This window comes from Rahnella inusitata (assembly GCF_018288855.1).
Taxonomy (GTDB): Bacteria; Pseudomonadota; Gammaproteobacteria; order Enterobacterales; family Enterobacteriaceae; genus Rahnella; species Rahnella inusitata.
In genome coordinates this window covers 2,413,368-2,429,053 of sequence record NZ_CP065024.1, presented here as the reverse complement: position 1 = coordinate 2,429,053, position 15,686 = coordinate 2,413,368, and the positions used below count along the sequence as shown (strand labels likewise).

General features: G+C 53.4%; 15 protein-coding genes. 11 read left to right on the top strand and 4 right to left on the bottom strand.

Annotation, left to right across the window (positions count from 1 at the left end; all coding sequences use genetic code 11):
• Positions 1-10 precede the first annotated feature (10 nt).
• Complete coding sequence (locus I2123_RS11470; protein ID WP_112168058.1) at positions 11-343, bottom strand: hypothetical protein; 333 nt, start codon at positions 341-343, stop codon at positions 11-13.
• Between the two features lie 330 nt (positions 344-673).
• Here I2123_RS11470 and I2123_RS11465 point away from each other — a divergent pair, with 330 nt between their 5' ends.
• The 5 genes from I2123_RS11465 (at position 674) to wrbA (ending at position 4,506) form a co-directional block, all read left to right on the top strand.
• The gene (locus I2123_RS11465) at positions 674-2,086 is read left to right on the top strand and encodes a YadA C-terminal domain-containing protein (protein ID WP_244879802.1); all 1,413 of its coding nucleotides are present in this window, start codon (positions 674-676) and stop codon (positions 2,084-2,086) included.
• Between the two features lie 55 nt (positions 2,087-2,141).
• On the top strand, positions 2,142-2,558 hold the full coding sequence (locus tag I2123_RS11460) for a hypothetical protein (RefSeq protein ID WP_213050466.1): 417 nt from the start codon (positions 2,142-2,144) through the stop codon (positions 2,556-2,558).
• Entirely contained in the window at positions 2,555-2,800 is a 246-nt protein-coding gene (locus tag I2123_RS11455; protein ID WP_213050465.1) for a hypothetical protein, read from the top strand. Before I2123_RS11460 ends, I2123_RS11455 begins: the two co-directional genes overlap by 4 nt.
• A 261-nt stretch (positions 2,801-3,061) precedes the next feature.
• Positions 3,062-3,589 carry a hypothetical protein gene (locus I2123_RS11450; protein WP_213050464.1) on the top strand — a complete coding sequence of 176 codons (528 nt, stop codon included), beginning with the start codon at positions 3,062-3,064 and terminating at the stop codon, positions 3,587-3,589.
• Positions 3,590-3,906: 317 nt separating this feature from the next.
• A complete protein-coding gene (wrbA, locus tag I2123_RS11445) occupies positions 3,907-4,506 on the top strand; it encodes an NAD(P)H:quinone oxidoreductase (RefSeq protein ID WP_213050463.1) in 600 nt (199 codons plus the stop codon).
• A 209-nt stretch (positions 4,507-4,715) separates the two neighbouring features.
• Here the strand turns inward: wrbA and fusA are convergent, their stop codons facing one another.
• Positions 4,716-6,818: an elongation factor G gene (gene fusA, locus I2123_RS11440; RefSeq protein WP_112168063.1), complete on the bottom strand. Its 2,103-nt coding sequence runs from the start codon at positions 6,816-6,818 to the stop codon at positions 4,716-4,718.
• 250 nt (positions 6,819-7,068) lie between these two features.
• Here fusA and I2123_RS11435 point away from each other — a divergent pair, with 250 nt between their 5' ends.
• Complete coding sequence (locus I2123_RS11435; RefSeq protein WP_056769964.1) at positions 7,069-7,422, top strand: ArsR/SmtB family transcription factor; 354 nt, start codon at positions 7,069-7,071, stop codon at positions 7,420-7,422.
• Here I2123_RS11435 and I2123_RS11430 read toward each other — a convergent pair.
• Positions 7,419-8,336: a LysR family transcriptional regulator gene (locus tag I2123_RS11430; RefSeq protein ID WP_213050462.1), complete on the bottom strand. Its 918-nt coding sequence runs from the start codon at positions 8,334-8,336 to the stop codon at positions 7,419-7,421. The genes I2123_RS11435 and I2123_RS11430 overlap by 4 nt on opposite strands.
• 150 nt (positions 8,337-8,486) lie before the next feature.
• Between I2123_RS11430 and I2123_RS11425 the strand changes: the two genes are divergently transcribed.
• Positions 8,487-9,044, top strand: coding sequence for a chromate transporter (locus tag I2123_RS11425; protein ID WP_244207734.1), 558 nt, complete (start codon positions 8,487-8,489; stop codon positions 9,042-9,044).
• A complete protein-coding gene (locus I2123_RS11420) occupies positions 9,044-9,562 on the top strand; it encodes a chromate transporter (protein WP_112168065.1) in 519 nt (172 codons plus the stop codon). The genes I2123_RS11425 and I2123_RS11420 overlap by 1 nt, the downstream gene beginning before the upstream one ends.
• Positions 9,563-9,633: 71 nt before the next feature.
• Here I2123_RS11420 and I2123_RS11415 read toward each other — a convergent pair whose 3' ends face one another.
• Entirely contained in the window at positions 9,634-9,921 is a 288-nt protein-coding gene (locus tag I2123_RS11415) for a Bor family protein (protein ID WP_112168066.1), read from the bottom strand.
• Positions 9,922-10,178: 257 nt separating this feature from the next.
• Here I2123_RS11415 and I2123_RS11410 point away from each other — a divergent pair, with 257 nt between their 5' ends.
• The 3 genes from I2123_RS11410 (at position 10,179) to I2123_RS11400 (ending at position 15,635) form a co-directional block, all read left to right on the top strand.
• Positions 10,179-12,137: a glycoside hydrolase family 3 protein gene (locus I2123_RS11410; RefSeq protein WP_213050461.1), complete on the top strand. Its 1,959-nt coding sequence runs from the start codon at positions 10,179-10,181 to the stop codon at positions 12,135-12,137.
• Between the two features lie 383 nt (positions 12,138-12,520).
• Complete coding sequence (locus I2123_RS11405) at positions 12,521-14,638, top strand: TonB-dependent siderophore receptor (RefSeq protein WP_213050460.1); 2,118 nt, start codon at positions 12,521-12,523, stop codon at positions 14,636-14,638.
• Between the two features lie 343 nt (positions 14,639-14,981).
• Entirely contained in the window at positions 14,982-15,635 is a 654-nt protein-coding gene (locus I2123_RS11400; protein ID WP_112168069.1) for a hypothetical protein, read from the top strand.
• The last annotated feature ends 51 nt before the right edge of the window (positions 15,636-15,686 follow it).

Here is a 15,686-nt window from a genome sequence, read left to right as displayed (position 1 = left end):
CACTAAACGATCAATTTGATTTTGTTAGTAATTTTTTAATCGACGTACTTGGTTCCCGCTTAATCGTGTGCAAAAACTCCTGAGCTTTATCATTAGCCGCATATTCCGCACTGACACCGAAATCCTGCACCATCGCCCATTTTTCGAACATGGCCTCATCACATTCACGCATAAACCACAGCATTCTTACCGCCGTCACCGCCACCTGTGGAATTTGGGTCACCGTACCGTTTATCCACTTATTTAAGGTGCTCCGTGGCAGTCCCAGCAGAATGCATAACGCGGGCTGATCGATACCGAGTCTCTGAACGTAGTCCAGAAACTCATTTGCGTTATCTGCCATTGCCTTACCTCCTGTTTTCTAAAACCACACGCATTGTACAGGAATCTCATAGAGATTTCAGCCTGTCGCTATTCGCTACGAAAACTTTTGAATACGATTCATTTCGACACTGGATTTCGTGTCCACTAGCTACAAATAAGCGCGCTAAGTGAAACAATTTCATGTAGCGGTATAAGCTTACGTTTCTTGACATAAGTCAAACATGCAGTGGATGTGTGAAGCAAGTCACATTCACCGTATGTATGATTTATGAAAAGAGACAATTAAAGCGTTCTGTGAGCGCGTTAATACGTCGCTAACAGATACTTATTTCAATGTGGGAAAAAACTCATGAAAGCACAGCTTACAGAACGTAACACTCAGATCATTGCAGCTTACATCGCGGGCAACACCAACAAAATCGAACTGGCTCATTATTTCGGTGTGTCGGCTTCGACAATCCGACGTGTACTGGCAGGTTTTGCAATGGCTGTGGCTATGGTTCCACTGGCTCAGGCGAGTTTGCTTGATGATGTTAACAATGGCATTAGCTTTCAGGAATTCACGGCAAAATGGGAAAGCATGACGTTAAGTCAGCAGCAAACTGAACGTGCACTTCTGCGTGCTGCGGGTGAAGAGAATATTTTACAAGACCTTAGGGACAATGTTGCTATACATGCACCCGATGCTATCCCTCAAGCTACACCACAATTATCACCGCAGGCGATCCCACAGGCCATCCCGCAAGCTACGCCGCAGTTGACGCCGGTCGCGCCTGTTCAGACGGCACAACTGACGCCGCAGGCCATCCCACAAGCTACGCCGCAGTTAACGCCGGTCGCGCCTGTTCAGACTACGCAACTGACGCCGCAGGCAATCCCGCAAGCTACGCCACAGTTAACGCCGGTCGCGCCTGTTCAGACTACGCAACTGACGCCGCAGGCAATCCCGCAAGCCACGCCGCAGTTAACGCCGGTCGCGCCTGTTCAGACTACGCAACTGACGCCGCAGGCAATCCCGCAAGCTACGCCGCAGTTAACGCCGGTCGCGCCTGTTCAGACGGCACAAGCCACGCCGCAGGCTGCGCCACACGCTACACCGGAGAAAATCCCCTCCAGGGAGCCAGTTCATCCGGACGGTCAGCATTTTACTTCTGAACCACAGGCTCATTTAGATGGCAAACACAATGTTGAAATCAACCCTGGCCACGCCAATCCTGAAGGCACCCCTGTTGATAACAGAGCCATAGCACAACGCCAACTCACAGCGGATAAATACATTTCTGCCAGCCGACAAACCGTAGCGGAAACTACCGCAACCCCTGCCCAACAACCTGTTATCCCTCAGCAGGTTCGTTCAGCTTATTACGACAAACAGATCACCGCGCTTAATGCAGAAGCTGAGCAGAACCACGCTGAAGTATTAGCAGAGTCTCATAGCCGCGCAGTGGGCGATGCGCAGACGCTGAGCCAGGCCAATGACTACACTAATAAGAGATTCTCTGATCTGAAATCTCAGGTTGATGACAACAAGGATCAGGCTAACGCAGGTACCGCTTCTGCTCTGGCCGCTACCGGTATCCCACAGGTAGAGGCAGGGTCTGATTTCATGGTCGGCGCAGGCGCCGGGACTTATGGTAATCAGTCCGCCATCGCCGTTGGTGTATCGGGACACCTGACGGCAAAGACGGTCACCAAACTGGCGGTTTCCGGCGATACGAACAACGGTTTTGGTGCATCTGCCGGCATTGGCTGGAACTTCTGATTGTTCATGCGGCTGGCTCAGTCCGGGCTGGCCGCCTTTAATGTGAGAAATGACTATGACTAAATTTTTCGTACTGACCGCCGTTATTTTGCTTGCCGGGTGTTCATCTCAGGCTTCAAGAATGGCCGATTGTCAGGCTCAGGGTGTGTCTCGCGATGCATGTTATATCGCTGAACAAAACCGTCAGGCCAGTATCACCGCTGCAGCAGAAAAACAGGCGATGGAAAATGCCGCTAAACAGTATGCACAGGCGACGTCTAAGGTCGTTAAAGTCCGCATCGCCGGTGTCGCGTTGAAAATCTATCCTGCCGATAAGCAGTGCTATGTCGATGGCGTAGCTGCCGCGATGACCGAAGATAACGTCGATGCGACCACCTATAAGCAGGGTTTCTACGATGTTATCCATTACAAGCGCACCCACAAAATTGTGTTGCTCAATAAAGGACAGATTATCGGGCGAGCCAAAGGATGAAGAGACAGCATTCTGACCAGTTCCGTCACCTTCCCCCTGACCAGCAATACGCCTGTCTGCTGATGCTCAGACGGCTCGAAGAAACGCAGTTACCGGCAGGCGTGAACTGTCTGGCTTTTTCGGTGGTCATGCAAAATGGTCATATGGCGACACTCAGTAAATTCGATGTAAAACCGGATGAAATCTCTGTGGTCGTGAGCTGGGATAAAGACCGTCAGCTCGCACAAGCACTTCCGCTATGAACAGCAATGAAACACGCAGTTAATTGTCCTGACAGGTCTTTAGATTTTATACAGCACGCCCGACGTTCTACCGGCGTGCTTTTTTTGCATCCGTTAAAAGTGTCGCTTTGCAGGCAACATTATTGACGTGAGAAGTGAGTCGGTCATACTGCATTCGAAAATTGCCCTGATGAACGGTGCCCACTACATTCATCTTCAAACGCGGTGGAAAGCATTATGTTTTCACTCAAGAAACCTTTTCCTTATCTCAAGTGACAACTGATGAAAACCACAAAGACTTTAACTCAAGGCCAACTGAAAAAAGTGCGCAGGCGGGAACGTCTGGCGGCGATGACGCCGGGTGAACGTAAAGCGAATGATAAGTACAGAGCGGAGAGTAAAGCGCAGGCAAAAGCGCAGAAGACCTCCCCTGTCGCCAACGCCCCCTCTTTAGCCCCGCAAGATGTGCAGGAATCAAATCCGGGAGTTATCCCTGGAGACATTCCAAACCATTATCAGGGAAAACCTGCTGTTCATCTGACTGGCGAGGCCGACCGTCAGACTCTCGCCTATCGCCCCCTCATCGCAGTGCAAAAACTTCAGGGCTCCTCCGCTCAGGATGAGGAAAAAATACCCGAAGCCTACCACTACAAGCCACGCAAAGTTCGTGCAGGTGCCGAGGGGAATTTTGACCGTTATTGGAACGACGCTGTAAAGAAGAAGCTTAATCCTTACGTGTACGTTGAAGAAATCACTGCACGCCGTAAAGCAGAAAAATTAACCGAACAAGCGAAACTGGCTGCTGATTAAAAATCACAGGTTCTGTACCTCGATACCGACTCCCAGGATTCTCTGCTTCAGAGGATCCTATCTGCATTTCATCCCCATCAACTCTCGCCAGTCACTACACTTTCAATACCCATTGCCCTAATTAATTGATGAGTCTGTTCAAAAATTTGCGTTTGTAACCCGGGCGTCATGCGCGGAGGATGGAATCTCTTGCTCATCACGGCGCAGACCACCGCGCAGGAGTCAATGTGGGATTTCTCAACGAATTTTTCTCGCGCATTTTTGGCAGTACATCGGTCGAAAAAGCGCAACGAACACCACCACATGAGGAGTTGAAAATGGCAAAAGTACTGGTTCTCTATCATTCCATGTATGGTCATATTGAAACGATGGCGCAAAGCATTGCCGAAGGTGCCCGCAGCGTTCCCGGCGTTGAAGTAACGGTAAAACGCGTGCCGGAAACCATGCCAGAGGAAGCTTTTAAAGCGGCTGGCGGTAAAACCGGACAAACAGCGGACATTGCATCACCGGGCGAACTCGCCGATTACGATGCCATTATTCTCGGTACCCCAACCCGCTTTGGTAACATGACCGGGCAAATGCGTAATTTCCTCGACCAGACCGGTGGACTGTGGGCGAAAGGTGCGCTGGCCGGTAAAGTCGCCAGTGTATTTACCTCAACAGGTACAGGCGGCGGCCAGGAGATGACCATCACCTCCACCTGGACCACTCTTGCCCATCACGGGATGATCATCGTTCCTATCGGTTACACCACGCCGGAACTGTTTGATATCTCGCAGGTTCGCGGTGGCACGCCTTACGGTGCATCAACCATCGCCGGTGGCGACGGTTCGCGTCAGCCAAGCGCTGAAGAGCTGCGGATCGCCGTGCATCAGGGTAAACATGTCGCGACCATTACCCGCAAGCTGGTGAGTTAGTCTTCCCGAAAGCAGAAGGCGTAGAACTTGCGCCTTAAATGCCCTTCACTTATGAATCCATCGTGGCGATCACATCACCGCGATGGATTTTGCATTCATGACAAGATTTCCCCGTAACGCAGAGGCACTGACGCCGGGCTATGCAGAACGAAAAAAAACGGCCCTTTCGGACCGTTTTGTATCAGATGCAAAATACACGGTTGAGATCTTTAACCCCGCGACGCGATGATATTTTCCGCAACGTTACGAGGTGCCTCAGCGTAGTGGTTGAACTCCATGCTATAGGTTGCACGACCCTGCGACATGGAGCGTAATACGGTGGAATAACCGAACATCTCAGAGAGCGGCACTTCGGCTTTGATGATTTTCCCGCCGCCGCCCGCAATCTCGTCCATGCCCTGCACCGTGCCGCGACGGGAGGATAAATCGCCCATCACGCCACCGGCGTACTCTTCCGGAGTTTCCACTTCCACTTTCATCATCGGCTCAAGAATAACCGGATCCGCCTGTCTGGCCGCTTCTTTGAATCCAAAGATGGCCGCCATTTTGAACGCCATTTCCGAAGAATCGACCTCATGGTACGAGCCGAAGGTCAGCGTGACTTTCACATCCACCACCGGATACCCGGCCAGAATGCCGTTGTTCAGGGCTTCCGTGACGCCTTTCTCGACGGCCGGAATAAACTCACGCGGCACCACGCCGCCCTTAGTGGCATCGGCGAACTGGAAACCCGTCCCTGCCGGTAACGGTTCAAGCGTAAAGACCACATGGCCGTACTGCCCTTTACCGCCGGACTGACGCACAAACTTGCCGTCCACATCTTTGACCGTTTTACGCACCGTCTCCCGGTACGTGACCTGCGGTTTACCGATGTTGGCCTCCACGCCGAACTCGCGTTTCATGCGGTCAACAATGATTTCCAGATGCAACTCACCCATCCCGGAAATGATCGTCTGGCCGGACTCTTCGTCAGTCCGGATTCGGAACGACGGATCCTCTGACGCCAGCCTGGAGAGCGCAATGCCCATCCGTTCCTGATCGGCTTTGGTCTTCGGCTCGATGGCCTGCGAAATCACCGGATCTGGAAACTCCATGCGCACCAGCGTGATGATGTCGGTCGGATCGCATAACGTTTCACCGGTGGTGACATCCTTCAGACCGACGCACGCCGCAATATCACCGGCGCGGATTTCGTCGATTTCAATCCTGTCATTAGCGTGCATCTGCACAATACGGCCAATGCGTTCTTTTTTACCGCGAACCGGGTTGTAAACACTGTCGCCTTTTTTCAGCACGCCGGAATACACACGTACAAACGTCAGCTGACCGACATACGGATCCGTCATCAGTTTGAACGCCAGCGCCGAGAACTTCTCGCTGTCGTCTGAATGGCGGAAAATTTCGTTGCCGTCTTCATCAGTCCCTGCGATCGGCGGAATATCCAGCGGTGAAGGCATCAGTTCGACCACGGCGTCGAGCATGCGCTGCACGCCTTTATTCTTGAATGCGCTGCCGCACAGCATCGGCTGGATTTCGCCGGCGATAGTGCGAATACGCAGACCCTCGGTGATTTCATCCTCGGTCAGCGCGCCTTCTTCGAGATATTTATCCATCAGCGCATCCGTCGCTTCGGCGGCGGCCGAAACCATTTTTTCGCGCCACTCTTCTGCCTGCGCCTGCAACTCTGCCGGGATCGGCGCGTAGCTGAACGTCATGCCCTGAGTTGCGTCATCCCACAAGATGGCGCGCATTTTGCGCAGATCGACCACGCCGGTGAAATGCTCCTCGCTGCCGATCGGGATAACAATCGGGACAGGATTGGCTTTCAGGCGATCAACCATCATCTGGCGCACCCGGAAGAAATCTGCGCCCTGACGGTCCATTTTGTTGACGAAGGCCAGACGCGGCACTTTGTATTTATTCGCCTGACGCCAGACGGTTTCAGACTGCGGCTGCACGCCGCCGACCGCGTCATACACCATCACGGCACCGTCGAGTACGCGCATGGAACGTTCCACCTCAATGGTGAAATCCACGTGCCCCGGCGTGTCGATAATGTTGATGCGATGTTCATCAAACGAATGATCCATTCCGCGCCAAAAACAGGTCACAGCCGCCGACGTAATGGTGATGCCGCGTTCCTGTTCCTGAGCCATCCAGTCCGTGGTCGCACCGCCGTCATGCACTTCGCCCAGCTTATGGTTCATGCCGGTATAAAAAAGAATACGCTCGGTGGTCGTGGTTTTACCTGCGTCGATGTGTGCTGAGATACCGATATTGCGGTAGCGCTCGATTGGCGTTTTGCGAGCCATATAACGTCCTTACTGGTTGATGGCTAAGTTGGCGGGGAGTGTTTTCACGGCCCGTCACAAAGTTCTGGGTTGTCGATCATAAGTAATAAAATTCTTAACACGGAGAGTATACTACAATTGTACGAGTATATTCGTACAATAAGTTTTTTCTATCGATGAAATCGGTGGGACGTCGTCACGTTGTACAGTGAAGGAGGGATACGTTATATTGCGCGGCCGCCGATAAATGCACATTCATGAGGATAAGCCAATGATAGCCAACCACCCTGAGCGCGAGCAGATCCGCCTCGAAAATGTGCTGACGGCGCTGGGAAATCCGCTGCGCCTGGCAGTCGTTCGCACGCTGGCCAAAGGCGGTGAACATCCCTGCGGCACCCTGTTGCAGGGTTTATCGAAATCGACGCTCACGCATCACTGGCGTGTGCTGCGTGACAGTGGCGTTATCTGGCAACGTCCGGACGGGCGCGCGAATTTACTCTCTTTGCGCCGCGACGATCTCGACGCCCGCTTCCCCGGCCTGCTTGATTCCCTGCTGAACGCCATCGAATCCGACGGCATCACGCTGGAATCCACACAGAAGCATATCTCCGAGCAACACCTTTAGTTTCCGCTAAGCTGCGATTTCACCAGCTGACAGAACGTATTGATTATAGACGATGCGTGGCTGTCCACCCTGCGGGCGAGATACAGCGGCGCGCTAAGCTGCGTGCTCGCTGCCAGCGGCAGGAAGACCACGCCGTCGCCGCCCAGCCGGGTCATAGATTCCGGCACAATCGAAATCCCCAGCCCCGCACCGACCAGGCTCAGACACGACGTCAGGCGCGGCGCTTCCTGCACAATGTGCGGGCTGAATCCGGCGCGGACATACGCGGCGAGTATCGCATCGTACAGCCCTTGCCCCGCCCGTCGCCGGTATAACACAAATGGCTCGTTGCTGAGATCCTCCAGCTTCAAGGGCTGCTCAGCCGGTTGTGATGCCAGCCGGTGTCCGGCAGGCACCGCCACCCACATCGGCTCTTCCAGCACTTTTTCCATCACTAATTCAGGCTTGTCTTTTACGCGCATTCGCACAAACGCGACGTCCAGCTGCCCGGCGACGACCGCCGCCAGTAATTCCCCGCTGCCACTTTCCTCAAGCTGAGTACTGACCGAAGGGTAAATCTCACGATAGCGCCGCAGCAGCGCAGGCACGAAGGTATGCAGCGCGGCGGAGCTGGTGAAACCGATGCGGATCCGCCCCTGTTCGCCCAGTGCGGCACGCTGCATGGCGGCACTTAGCTGCCCGGCGCGCGCCAGCACCGCACGGGCTTCGTGCAGCAGCACTTCTCCGGCTTCGGTCGGGATCACCCCGCGTGGCAGACGCTGTAACAGCGGCACGCCGAAATCCTGCTCCAGACTCTGCAAAAGGCGGGTAAGTGGCGGTTGCTGGATAAACAACAGTTCGGCGGCGCGGGTAATACTTCCGGCTTCCACCACCGTCACGAAAGCGTTGAGACGTTTCAGTTCAATCATTGCCATACCTTCCGGGTATCTTTCATTACTATTATAGGCATTAGACATCATGGCATGTCGGCGCGCATCATCCATATGAAATTTATGCCTTTGGCGTGTCTGGATACTATTGTAGGGAGAGTGGGAAAAATGGCTGATGTCACGCAGGAAAAAATAATGCTCGATACCGATAATGACACCGCGCCGCAACCCGATTGCGGACAACTGTTTATGGGATTTTTTGTGCTCGGACTGACCGGTTTTGGCGGCGTACTGCCGATGGCGCGCCACATGCTGGTGGATAAACGACGCTGGCTGACGGCAGATCAGTTCACCGAATTACTCGGGCTCTGCCAGTTTTTGCCAGGCGGCAACATCATCAACTTGTCGGTGGCGTTAGGGATGGAGTTTCGCGGGCTTCGCGGCGCGCTGTCGGCCATTCTCGGGCTGATCCTCGCCCCGACCCTTTGCGTGGTACTGCTCGGTCTGGTGTATGCCCGCTATCAGAATGAACCTCTGGTGGAACATCTGTTTGCTGGCATGGCAGCGGCGGCGGCCGGTTTACTGCTTTCGACCGGCATTAAAATGCTTAGCCCGCTGCGGGGAAAATGGCTGCAACTGGCGCTGGTCGCCGCGGGCATCATCGCCATCGCTCTGTTTCGCCTGCCGATGTTGCCAGTCATGCTGGTGCTGGCGCCGGTGAGTATTTTCATCTGCGCAAAAGGGAAATTCTGATGACGGTTTTATTCTCTCTTGCCCTGTTATTCACCGAACTTTCCCTGCTGGCCTTTGGTGGCGGCAATACGATTTTGCCCGAAATGCAGCGCGCCGTGGTCGATGTGCATCACTGGATGAGCGCGCAGGAGTTCAGCGCGCTGTTTGCGCTGGCACAGGCGGCACCCGGCCCGAATATGATGATCGTACCGCTGATTGGCTGGCAGGTGGCCGGATGGTCAGGATTGCTGGTCTCCTCGCTGGCGAAGTTCGGTCCGTCTTCCATTGTGACGCTGATCGTCATGGGTGGCTGGAAACGCTACAAAGACCGCCCGTGGCGGCAGGTTGTCCAGCGCGGGCTGGTGCCGGTCACCGTCGGGCTGGTGGTGTCGAGCGGACTGCTGATCGCCGAAGCCTCCGCTACCACGGCTGTCATGGGCGGCATCATCATTTTGTGTACCCTGCTGGCAATGAATAAGCGCATCCATCCGCTGTGGGTACTGGCGGCAGGCGCGGTGCTGGGGCTGCTGTTGGGGTAGATATTGGAATAGATGTTTGAGTAACAAAAAAGGCTGCCGTTTGGCAGCCTGAATCATTCGAACTGGATAACTTAAGAACAGAACACGCGTGCTTCACGTGGGGTATAGATCCCGAACGTCACCAGACCCAGAAGACCGTTAACAAAAGTCTGTTGAGTTTCAACGCGAACGACTTTATCTGCGCCACCGCAGACTTTCGCAGCATCAATGGATTTCTTCTGACCAATACCGCTGACGAAGAAGTGATGCGTGGTCACTTGCTTAGGCGCGGTGGCAATACCCTGACCCATGTTGAAAGTTTGCTGTGCACAGCCGGATAACAGTACGGCAACTGCCGCTGCAAAAATAACTTTTTTCATGACAATCCCTTATAGAAGACCCCAATGGCCATTAAGAACCCGTTTCAACCTGCCGGTACGATTTTTTTATAAAAACCAATAACACCGGCTGGCTAATTTTGGTTATCGGAGATTTTACTGAAATATTTAAGGGAAAGAAGTAAATCATCGCAAATATTGTGGATTTTTAATTGCGAACCCGATCGCAGCATTCATCCGACAAATAGAGTATTGATCAGATATTGAGTATCTATATATATCAATCATTAAGGATGATAATGAACATTAAACCTCTTAGCCTCGCCGTTTCCGCCCTTCTGCTTTCAGCAACTGCCTCTGCCGATAACACTCAGCCCGAACTCAGCCAGCGTGAAGTGACGCTGCTGACCGTCGATGGCCTGCAGTTTAAAGATCTTAATCATTCCGGAAAACTGGAACCCTACGAGGACTGGCGGCTGACGCCACAAGAGCGCGCAGCAGATCTGGTCAAACGTATGACACTGGAAGAAAAAGCGGGTGTGATGATGCATGGCTCAGCACCGACGGCAAACAGCCCGATCGGCGCAGGCACGCATTATGATATGGCGGCTGCGAGAAAGATGATCGAAGGTGCCAAAGTCAACAGCCTGATTACCCGGCTGTCGGCGGAAGATCCGGCGGTGATGGCAGAAGAAAACAACAAACTCCAGCAAATCGCCGAAACCTCGCGGCTTGGCATCCCGGTCACCATCAGCAGCGATCCGCGTAACTCGTTCGAATATCTGATTGGCGCCAGCACCTCTTCCGGCAAATTCACCCAATGGCCGGAAACGCTGGGGCTGGCCGCGATCGGCAATGAGAAAGTCACACGCCGTTATGCCGATATCGTCCGTCAGGAATATCTGGCCGTGGGGATCCGCGAAGCGCTTTCACCGCAGGCGGATCTGGCGACCGAACCCCGCTGGGCACGCATCAGCGGTACTTTCGGCGAAGACCCGACCCGCGTTCATCATATGGTGCGCGGCTACGTCGAAGGGATGCAAAATGGCGCGGACGGCCTGAATTCTGGCAGCATCATTTCGGTCGTCAAACACTGGGTCGGCTACGGCGCGGCTGAAAATGGTTTCGACAGCCACAATGTCTACGGCAAAAACGCCGTGTTTCCCGGCAATAATCTCAAAGAGCACATTTATCCGTTTACCGGCGCGTTTGAAGCTAACGTCGCCAGCGTCATGCCCACGTACTCGATCCTAAAAAATGTCTCCATCGAAGGTAAACCGCTGGAACAGGCAGGCGCAGGCTTCAGCCATCAGCTTCTGACCGATATTTTGCGCGGGCAATATGGCTTCAAAGGCGTGATCCTCAGCGACTGGCTGATCACCAGCACCTGCGATGACGTCTGCACCCACGGCACGCCGGAAGGTAAAGAGCCGGTACCAGGCGGGATGTCATGGGGAGTCGAAAATCTGACGCCGCAGCAGCGATTCGTCAAAGCGGTCAAAGCCGGTGTCGATCAGTTTGGCGGTGTGACCGACTCGCAGTTGCTGGTCAGCGCGGTGAAAGAAAAACAGTTGACTGAAGAACGCCTCAACGAATCGGTGATACGCATTCTTGAGCAAAAATTCCAGACCGGCCTGTTTGAAAATCCGTACGTCGATGTGCAGAAAGCGGTACAAACCGTTGGCCGCGCGGACTGGCAGAAAGAAGCCGATGCCGCACAGGGGCATTCGCTGGTGCTGCTGCAAAATACCGGCGATCTGTTACCGCTGAAAAAGGGCCAGAAAATCTGGCTGTACGGTATTGCACCGAAAGCCGCCGAGGCCGCCGGATTTACCGTGGTAGATTCACCGGAGAAAGCCGACGTGGCGCTCATCCGCGCGCAAACCCCTTATGAAAAACTGCATCAGGCGTGGTTCTTTGGTAAGCGTCATCACGAGGGCTCGCTGGAGTTTACCGGCGATAATGCCGATTATCAGGCCATCGTTAACGCCAGCAAACATGTGCCAACGGTAGTGACGGTGTATCTGGATCGCCCGGCGATTCTGAGCAATGTGAAGGATAAAGCCAGAGCCATCGTGGGGAATTTTGGCGTCAGCGACGCCGTGCTGTTTACCCGCCTCACCAGCGGGGAAGCCTTTACCGGCAAACTGCCATTCGAACTGCCGTCGTCGATGGAAGCGGTGCTAAAACAACAGCCTGATATGCCGCACGACAGCGAATCTCCGCTGTTTGATATTGGTTTTGGGCTGGCGCGCTGATCCCTTCAATTTCTGCGCCGTCACGGCTTTCGTCGTGGCGGCGTATCTTCTGGCAATGACCTGCACCGCCATTAAACACCCTGTTCGCTGATAATATCGCCCGGCCATTCCCTCCATTCCGCTCAAACAAAAACCACAAAACCCATGAATTTCATGCGGATAAAATGTCGCCACTTCACACTTTTTGAATAAAGTTCACTTGAATTTGTAAAATAATAATGATAACAATTATCATTAAGTTTAACATTCGTCTCGTTTTCGTAAATACCCTGCCTCTTTCTGGCCGGGCTTTCGTGCGGAACGTGGTTGGCTTCCGGGTTTATTTACACACGCATCAATTAATTACTCGAATAATGATCGGGTTATTTATAGGGATTATTACTATGTTGTTGGCTTTTCCCCTCAAACGCTCGGTGCTTTTGTGCGCCATGGCCGTGGCCCTTCCGGCCTCCTCGCTGGCCGCAGAAGATACAGTGGTTATCAAGGCATCACAGGCTGATACCGCTGATGCACCGACGCAGGGTTACAGTGCAAAAACGTCGAAAAGCGCGACTAAAACCGACCAGCCGCTGATCACCACCGGTCAGGCCGTTTCGGTCGTAACCCGTCAGCAGATGACGGATCAGAATGCGACGACAGTCAACGCAGCACTGAACTATACGCCAGGCGTATTCACTAACTTTGCCGGCGGCGCGACGCGTTATGACACGATCTCCCTGCGTGGTTTCCACGGCGGTGACGTCAACAACACTTTCCTTGATGGCCTGCGTATTTTGAGCGATGGCGCGAGCTATAACTCCATTCAGGTTGATCCTTGGTTCCTCGAACGTATTGATGTGGTAAAAGGCCCGTCTTCAGCCCTCTACGGCCAGAGTATTCCCGGCGGCGTCGTGGTTGAAACCACCAAGCGTCCGCAGTTCGCTGAAGAAGGTCATTTCCAGCTTTCCGGCGGCACGCAAAATACCAAAGGTGGCGCGTTCGATTACACCAATGCCATCAACGACCAGTGGGCATTTCGCCTGACCGGTATGACCCGCAGCAGCGATACCCAGTATGACCATCAGCGCGAAGAGCGTTATGCGATTTCCCCTCAGCTGATGTGGCAGCCGGATGAAAACACCTCGCTGTTGCTGCGCGCCTATCTGCAAAAAGATCCGTCCGGCGGTTATCACGCCGCCGTGCCTGCCGACGGCAGCCTGTACGGACAGAAACTGAGCCGTGGTTTCTTCGACGGTGAAACGGATCGCAACCAGTTCAAACGCTGGGAGCAGATCTACAGCTACGAATTCCAGCACGCGTTTAACGACGTCTGGTCATTCCGCCAGAACGCTAACTACACTCACTCCAATACCGAACTGGATCAGGTGTATCAGGCGGGCTGGAACGCAGATCGCACGCTGATGAACCGTTATTATTCCGGCGAGAAATCCTCTCTGGATACTTTCGCGATTGATAACCAGCTTGAAGCCGATTTCGCCACCGGCGAACTGGCGCACAAAGTGGTGCTGGGCTTTGACTATTCTCACTTCGTCAACGATCTGAAGTCTGACGGCGCCACTGCCGGTACGCTGAACCCGTACACCGGCGTTGGCATCGATACCCTCGATTATTACAGCCACACCCGCGGCAAAAACCGTTACGAGCAGATGGGCACGTATCTGCAGGACGAAATGAACTGGAACAAGTGGTTCCTGACCTTGTCAGGCCGCTACGATACGCTGAAAACCGACAGTCGCAGCTACGAAAGCATCTATGGCACCGACAGCCACAGCGAGCGTAAAGACAGCCACTTCAACAGCCGCGCTTCCCTGTTGTATGCATTTGATAACGGGATCTCTCCTTACGTCAGCTACAGTCAGGCGATGACGCCATCTGCCCTGCCGGGTGCCGACGGCACGTTGCTCAAACCGATGCAAAGTGAGCAATACGAAGCCGGGATCAAATACCAGCCGGTCGGTACGTCCGACATGTACACCGCAGCACTGTATGATCTGACGCAGGACGACGTGGGTAACCGCGTAGTGGTCGGCAGCTATTACGAGCCAGCGGGTAAAATCCGTTCGCAGGGTCTGGAGCTGGAAGCCAAGAAACAGGTCACCGAGCGCTTCAACGTGATGGCCGGTTATACCTACAACAAAGTCCGTATCCGCGATGCCAGCCAGAACAACGGCAACACGCCATACGTCACGCCAAAACAAATGGCTTCCATCTGGGGTCAGTATAAAACGCCGGTCGGTGTGGATCTGGGGGCGGGGGTGCGTTACATCGGTACACAGTGGGCGGATAACGAGAACACGCGCCACATGCCTTCCGCCACGCTGGTGGATGCTTCACTGCGTATGAATCTGGTGCAGTTCAACCCGCAGTTGAAAGGTGCCTACGTGCAGCTGAACGCCAACAACCTGTTCGATAAGAAATATGTCGCAGCCTGTTATGGCACCAGCTATTGCTACTGGGGTCAGGAACGTACCGTGGTCGCAACCGTGGGTTACGATTTCTGATAGCTGAAGTTATTGATTGTTTTCCCTCCCCCTGCACAGGGGGAGTTGGATCAGACCGACATTAGACGCTTTACAGACCGCCGGCAAATTTCACAGACTTAATACAGACTCCCCCTACCCGAAGTCGCCCTCCCTGACTGATCGACGCTCTCCACACCCTCAACCTCGGCACGTGGACAGAAGCGCATAAAGCGTTATTTAAACATGGAGGTATTATTAAGAATCAATGAAGTGTATGGCTGAAGAATTTGAGCGAATTAATCCAACCTGAACAATGTTGTCGCAAAGGATCAATACGGTCAGTATGGCGGCTGCCTGACACAATAATAAATAAGGGATTTTAATGTTGCGAAAATCAACTCTGATGGCTTTACCTTTGCTAACAACGGCGGTTTTCCTGCTGACAGGATGTCCCCCGGCACCGGATCTGACACAGTGGCAGCGTCCTGATACAGACATCGACGGCGTGCGCATCGCAATGGGTAAATGCGGCGTACAACTGCCGGGCCCCGATATCCCTAAAACAAATAATGAGTCAGTTCTGTACTACCAATGCATGGAGAATATGGGGTTTACCCGTAAAGACGGATTCGAAATTTGCAGCATTCGTGTTTACCATGATACCCCAGCCTGCCTTGAGCAAGAGCAGGGGCATCCTTTAAGTCAGAGCCAGCTGGAAGCGCTGCCGTTTGTCGCAGACAGTGGGTTTCATCCGATTAAACCGGATTCTGGCATAAGCCCGTATTCCCTGATTACCTGGCGCAAAAAAGGGGCTTCGCTGCATTTTTCTCATAAAGTTGAAAACGACAAACAAGCACTGGCGGTAATGTACCAATGCGGTTATCCACAACCCTTGGGCTCGGTGCCTTACGTACCGACGCTGCGCAAAGCCGCTGATGTTCAAAAATGCATGCTGGATAAAGGTTTCGAGCCTAAATACGAACTCAATCTGGTCTGTCGTAATTACCCGAAAGTCACAGGCTGCCCAAAAACCTGATTATTTCTTCTGACATTACCCTGGGACGCTGTATTAACACTGGAGAAATCT

Coding starts and splice junctions, on each gene's coding strand:
- I2123_RS11470 (WP_112168058.1), bottom strand. CDS start 343: ATGGCAGATAACGCAAATGAGTTTCTGGACTACGTTCAGAGACTCGGT.
- I2123_RS11465 (WP_244879802.1), top strand. CDS start 674: ATGAAAGCACAGCTTACAGAACGTAACACTCAGATCATTGCAGCTTAC.
- I2123_RS11460 (WP_213050466.1), top strand. CDS start 2,142: ATGACTAAATTTTTCGTACTGACCGCCGTTATTTTGCTTGCCGGGTGT.
- I2123_RS11455 (WP_213050465.1), top strand. CDS start 2,555: ATGAAGAGACAGCATTCTGACCAGTTCCGTCACCTTCCCCCTGACCAG.
- I2123_RS11450 (WP_213050464.1), top strand. CDS start 3,062: ATGAAAACCACAAAGACTTTAACTCAAGGCCAACTGAAAAAAGTGCGC.
- wrbA (WP_213050463.1), top strand. CDS start 3,907: ATGGCAAAAGTACTGGTTCTCTATCATTCCATGTATGGTCATATTGAA.
- fusA (WP_112168063.1), bottom strand. CDS start 6,818: ATGGCTCGCAAAACGCCAATCGAGCGCTACCGCAATATCGGTATCTCA.
- I2123_RS11435 (WP_056769964.1), top strand. CDS start 7,069: ATGATAGCCAACCACCCTGAGCGCGAGCAGATCCGCCTCGAAAATGTG.
- I2123_RS11430 (WP_213050462.1), bottom strand. CDS start 8,336: ATGGCAATGATTGAACTGAAACGTCTCAACGCTTTCGTGACGGTGGTG.
- I2123_RS11425 (WP_244207734.1), top strand. CDS start 8,487: ATGCTCGATACCGATAATGACACCGCGCCGCAACCCGATTGCGGACAA.
- I2123_RS11420 (WP_112168065.1), top strand. CDS start 9,044: ATGACGGTTTTATTCTCTCTTGCCCTGTTATTCACCGAACTTTCCCTG.
- I2123_RS11415 (WP_112168066.1), bottom strand. CDS start 9,921: ATGAAAAAAGTTATTTTTGCAGCGGCAGTTGCCGTACTGTTATCCGGC.
- I2123_RS11410 (WP_213050461.1), top strand. CDS start 10,179: ATGAACATTAAACCTCTTAGCCTCGCCGTTTCCGCCCTTCTGCTTTCA.
- I2123_RS11405 (WP_213050460.1), top strand. CDS start 12,521: ATGTTGTTGGCTTTTCCCCTCAAACGCTCGGTGCTTTTGTGCGCCATG.
- I2123_RS11400 (WP_112168069.1), top strand. CDS start 14,982: ATGTTGCGAAAATCAACTCTGATGGCTTTACCTTTGCTAACAACGGCG.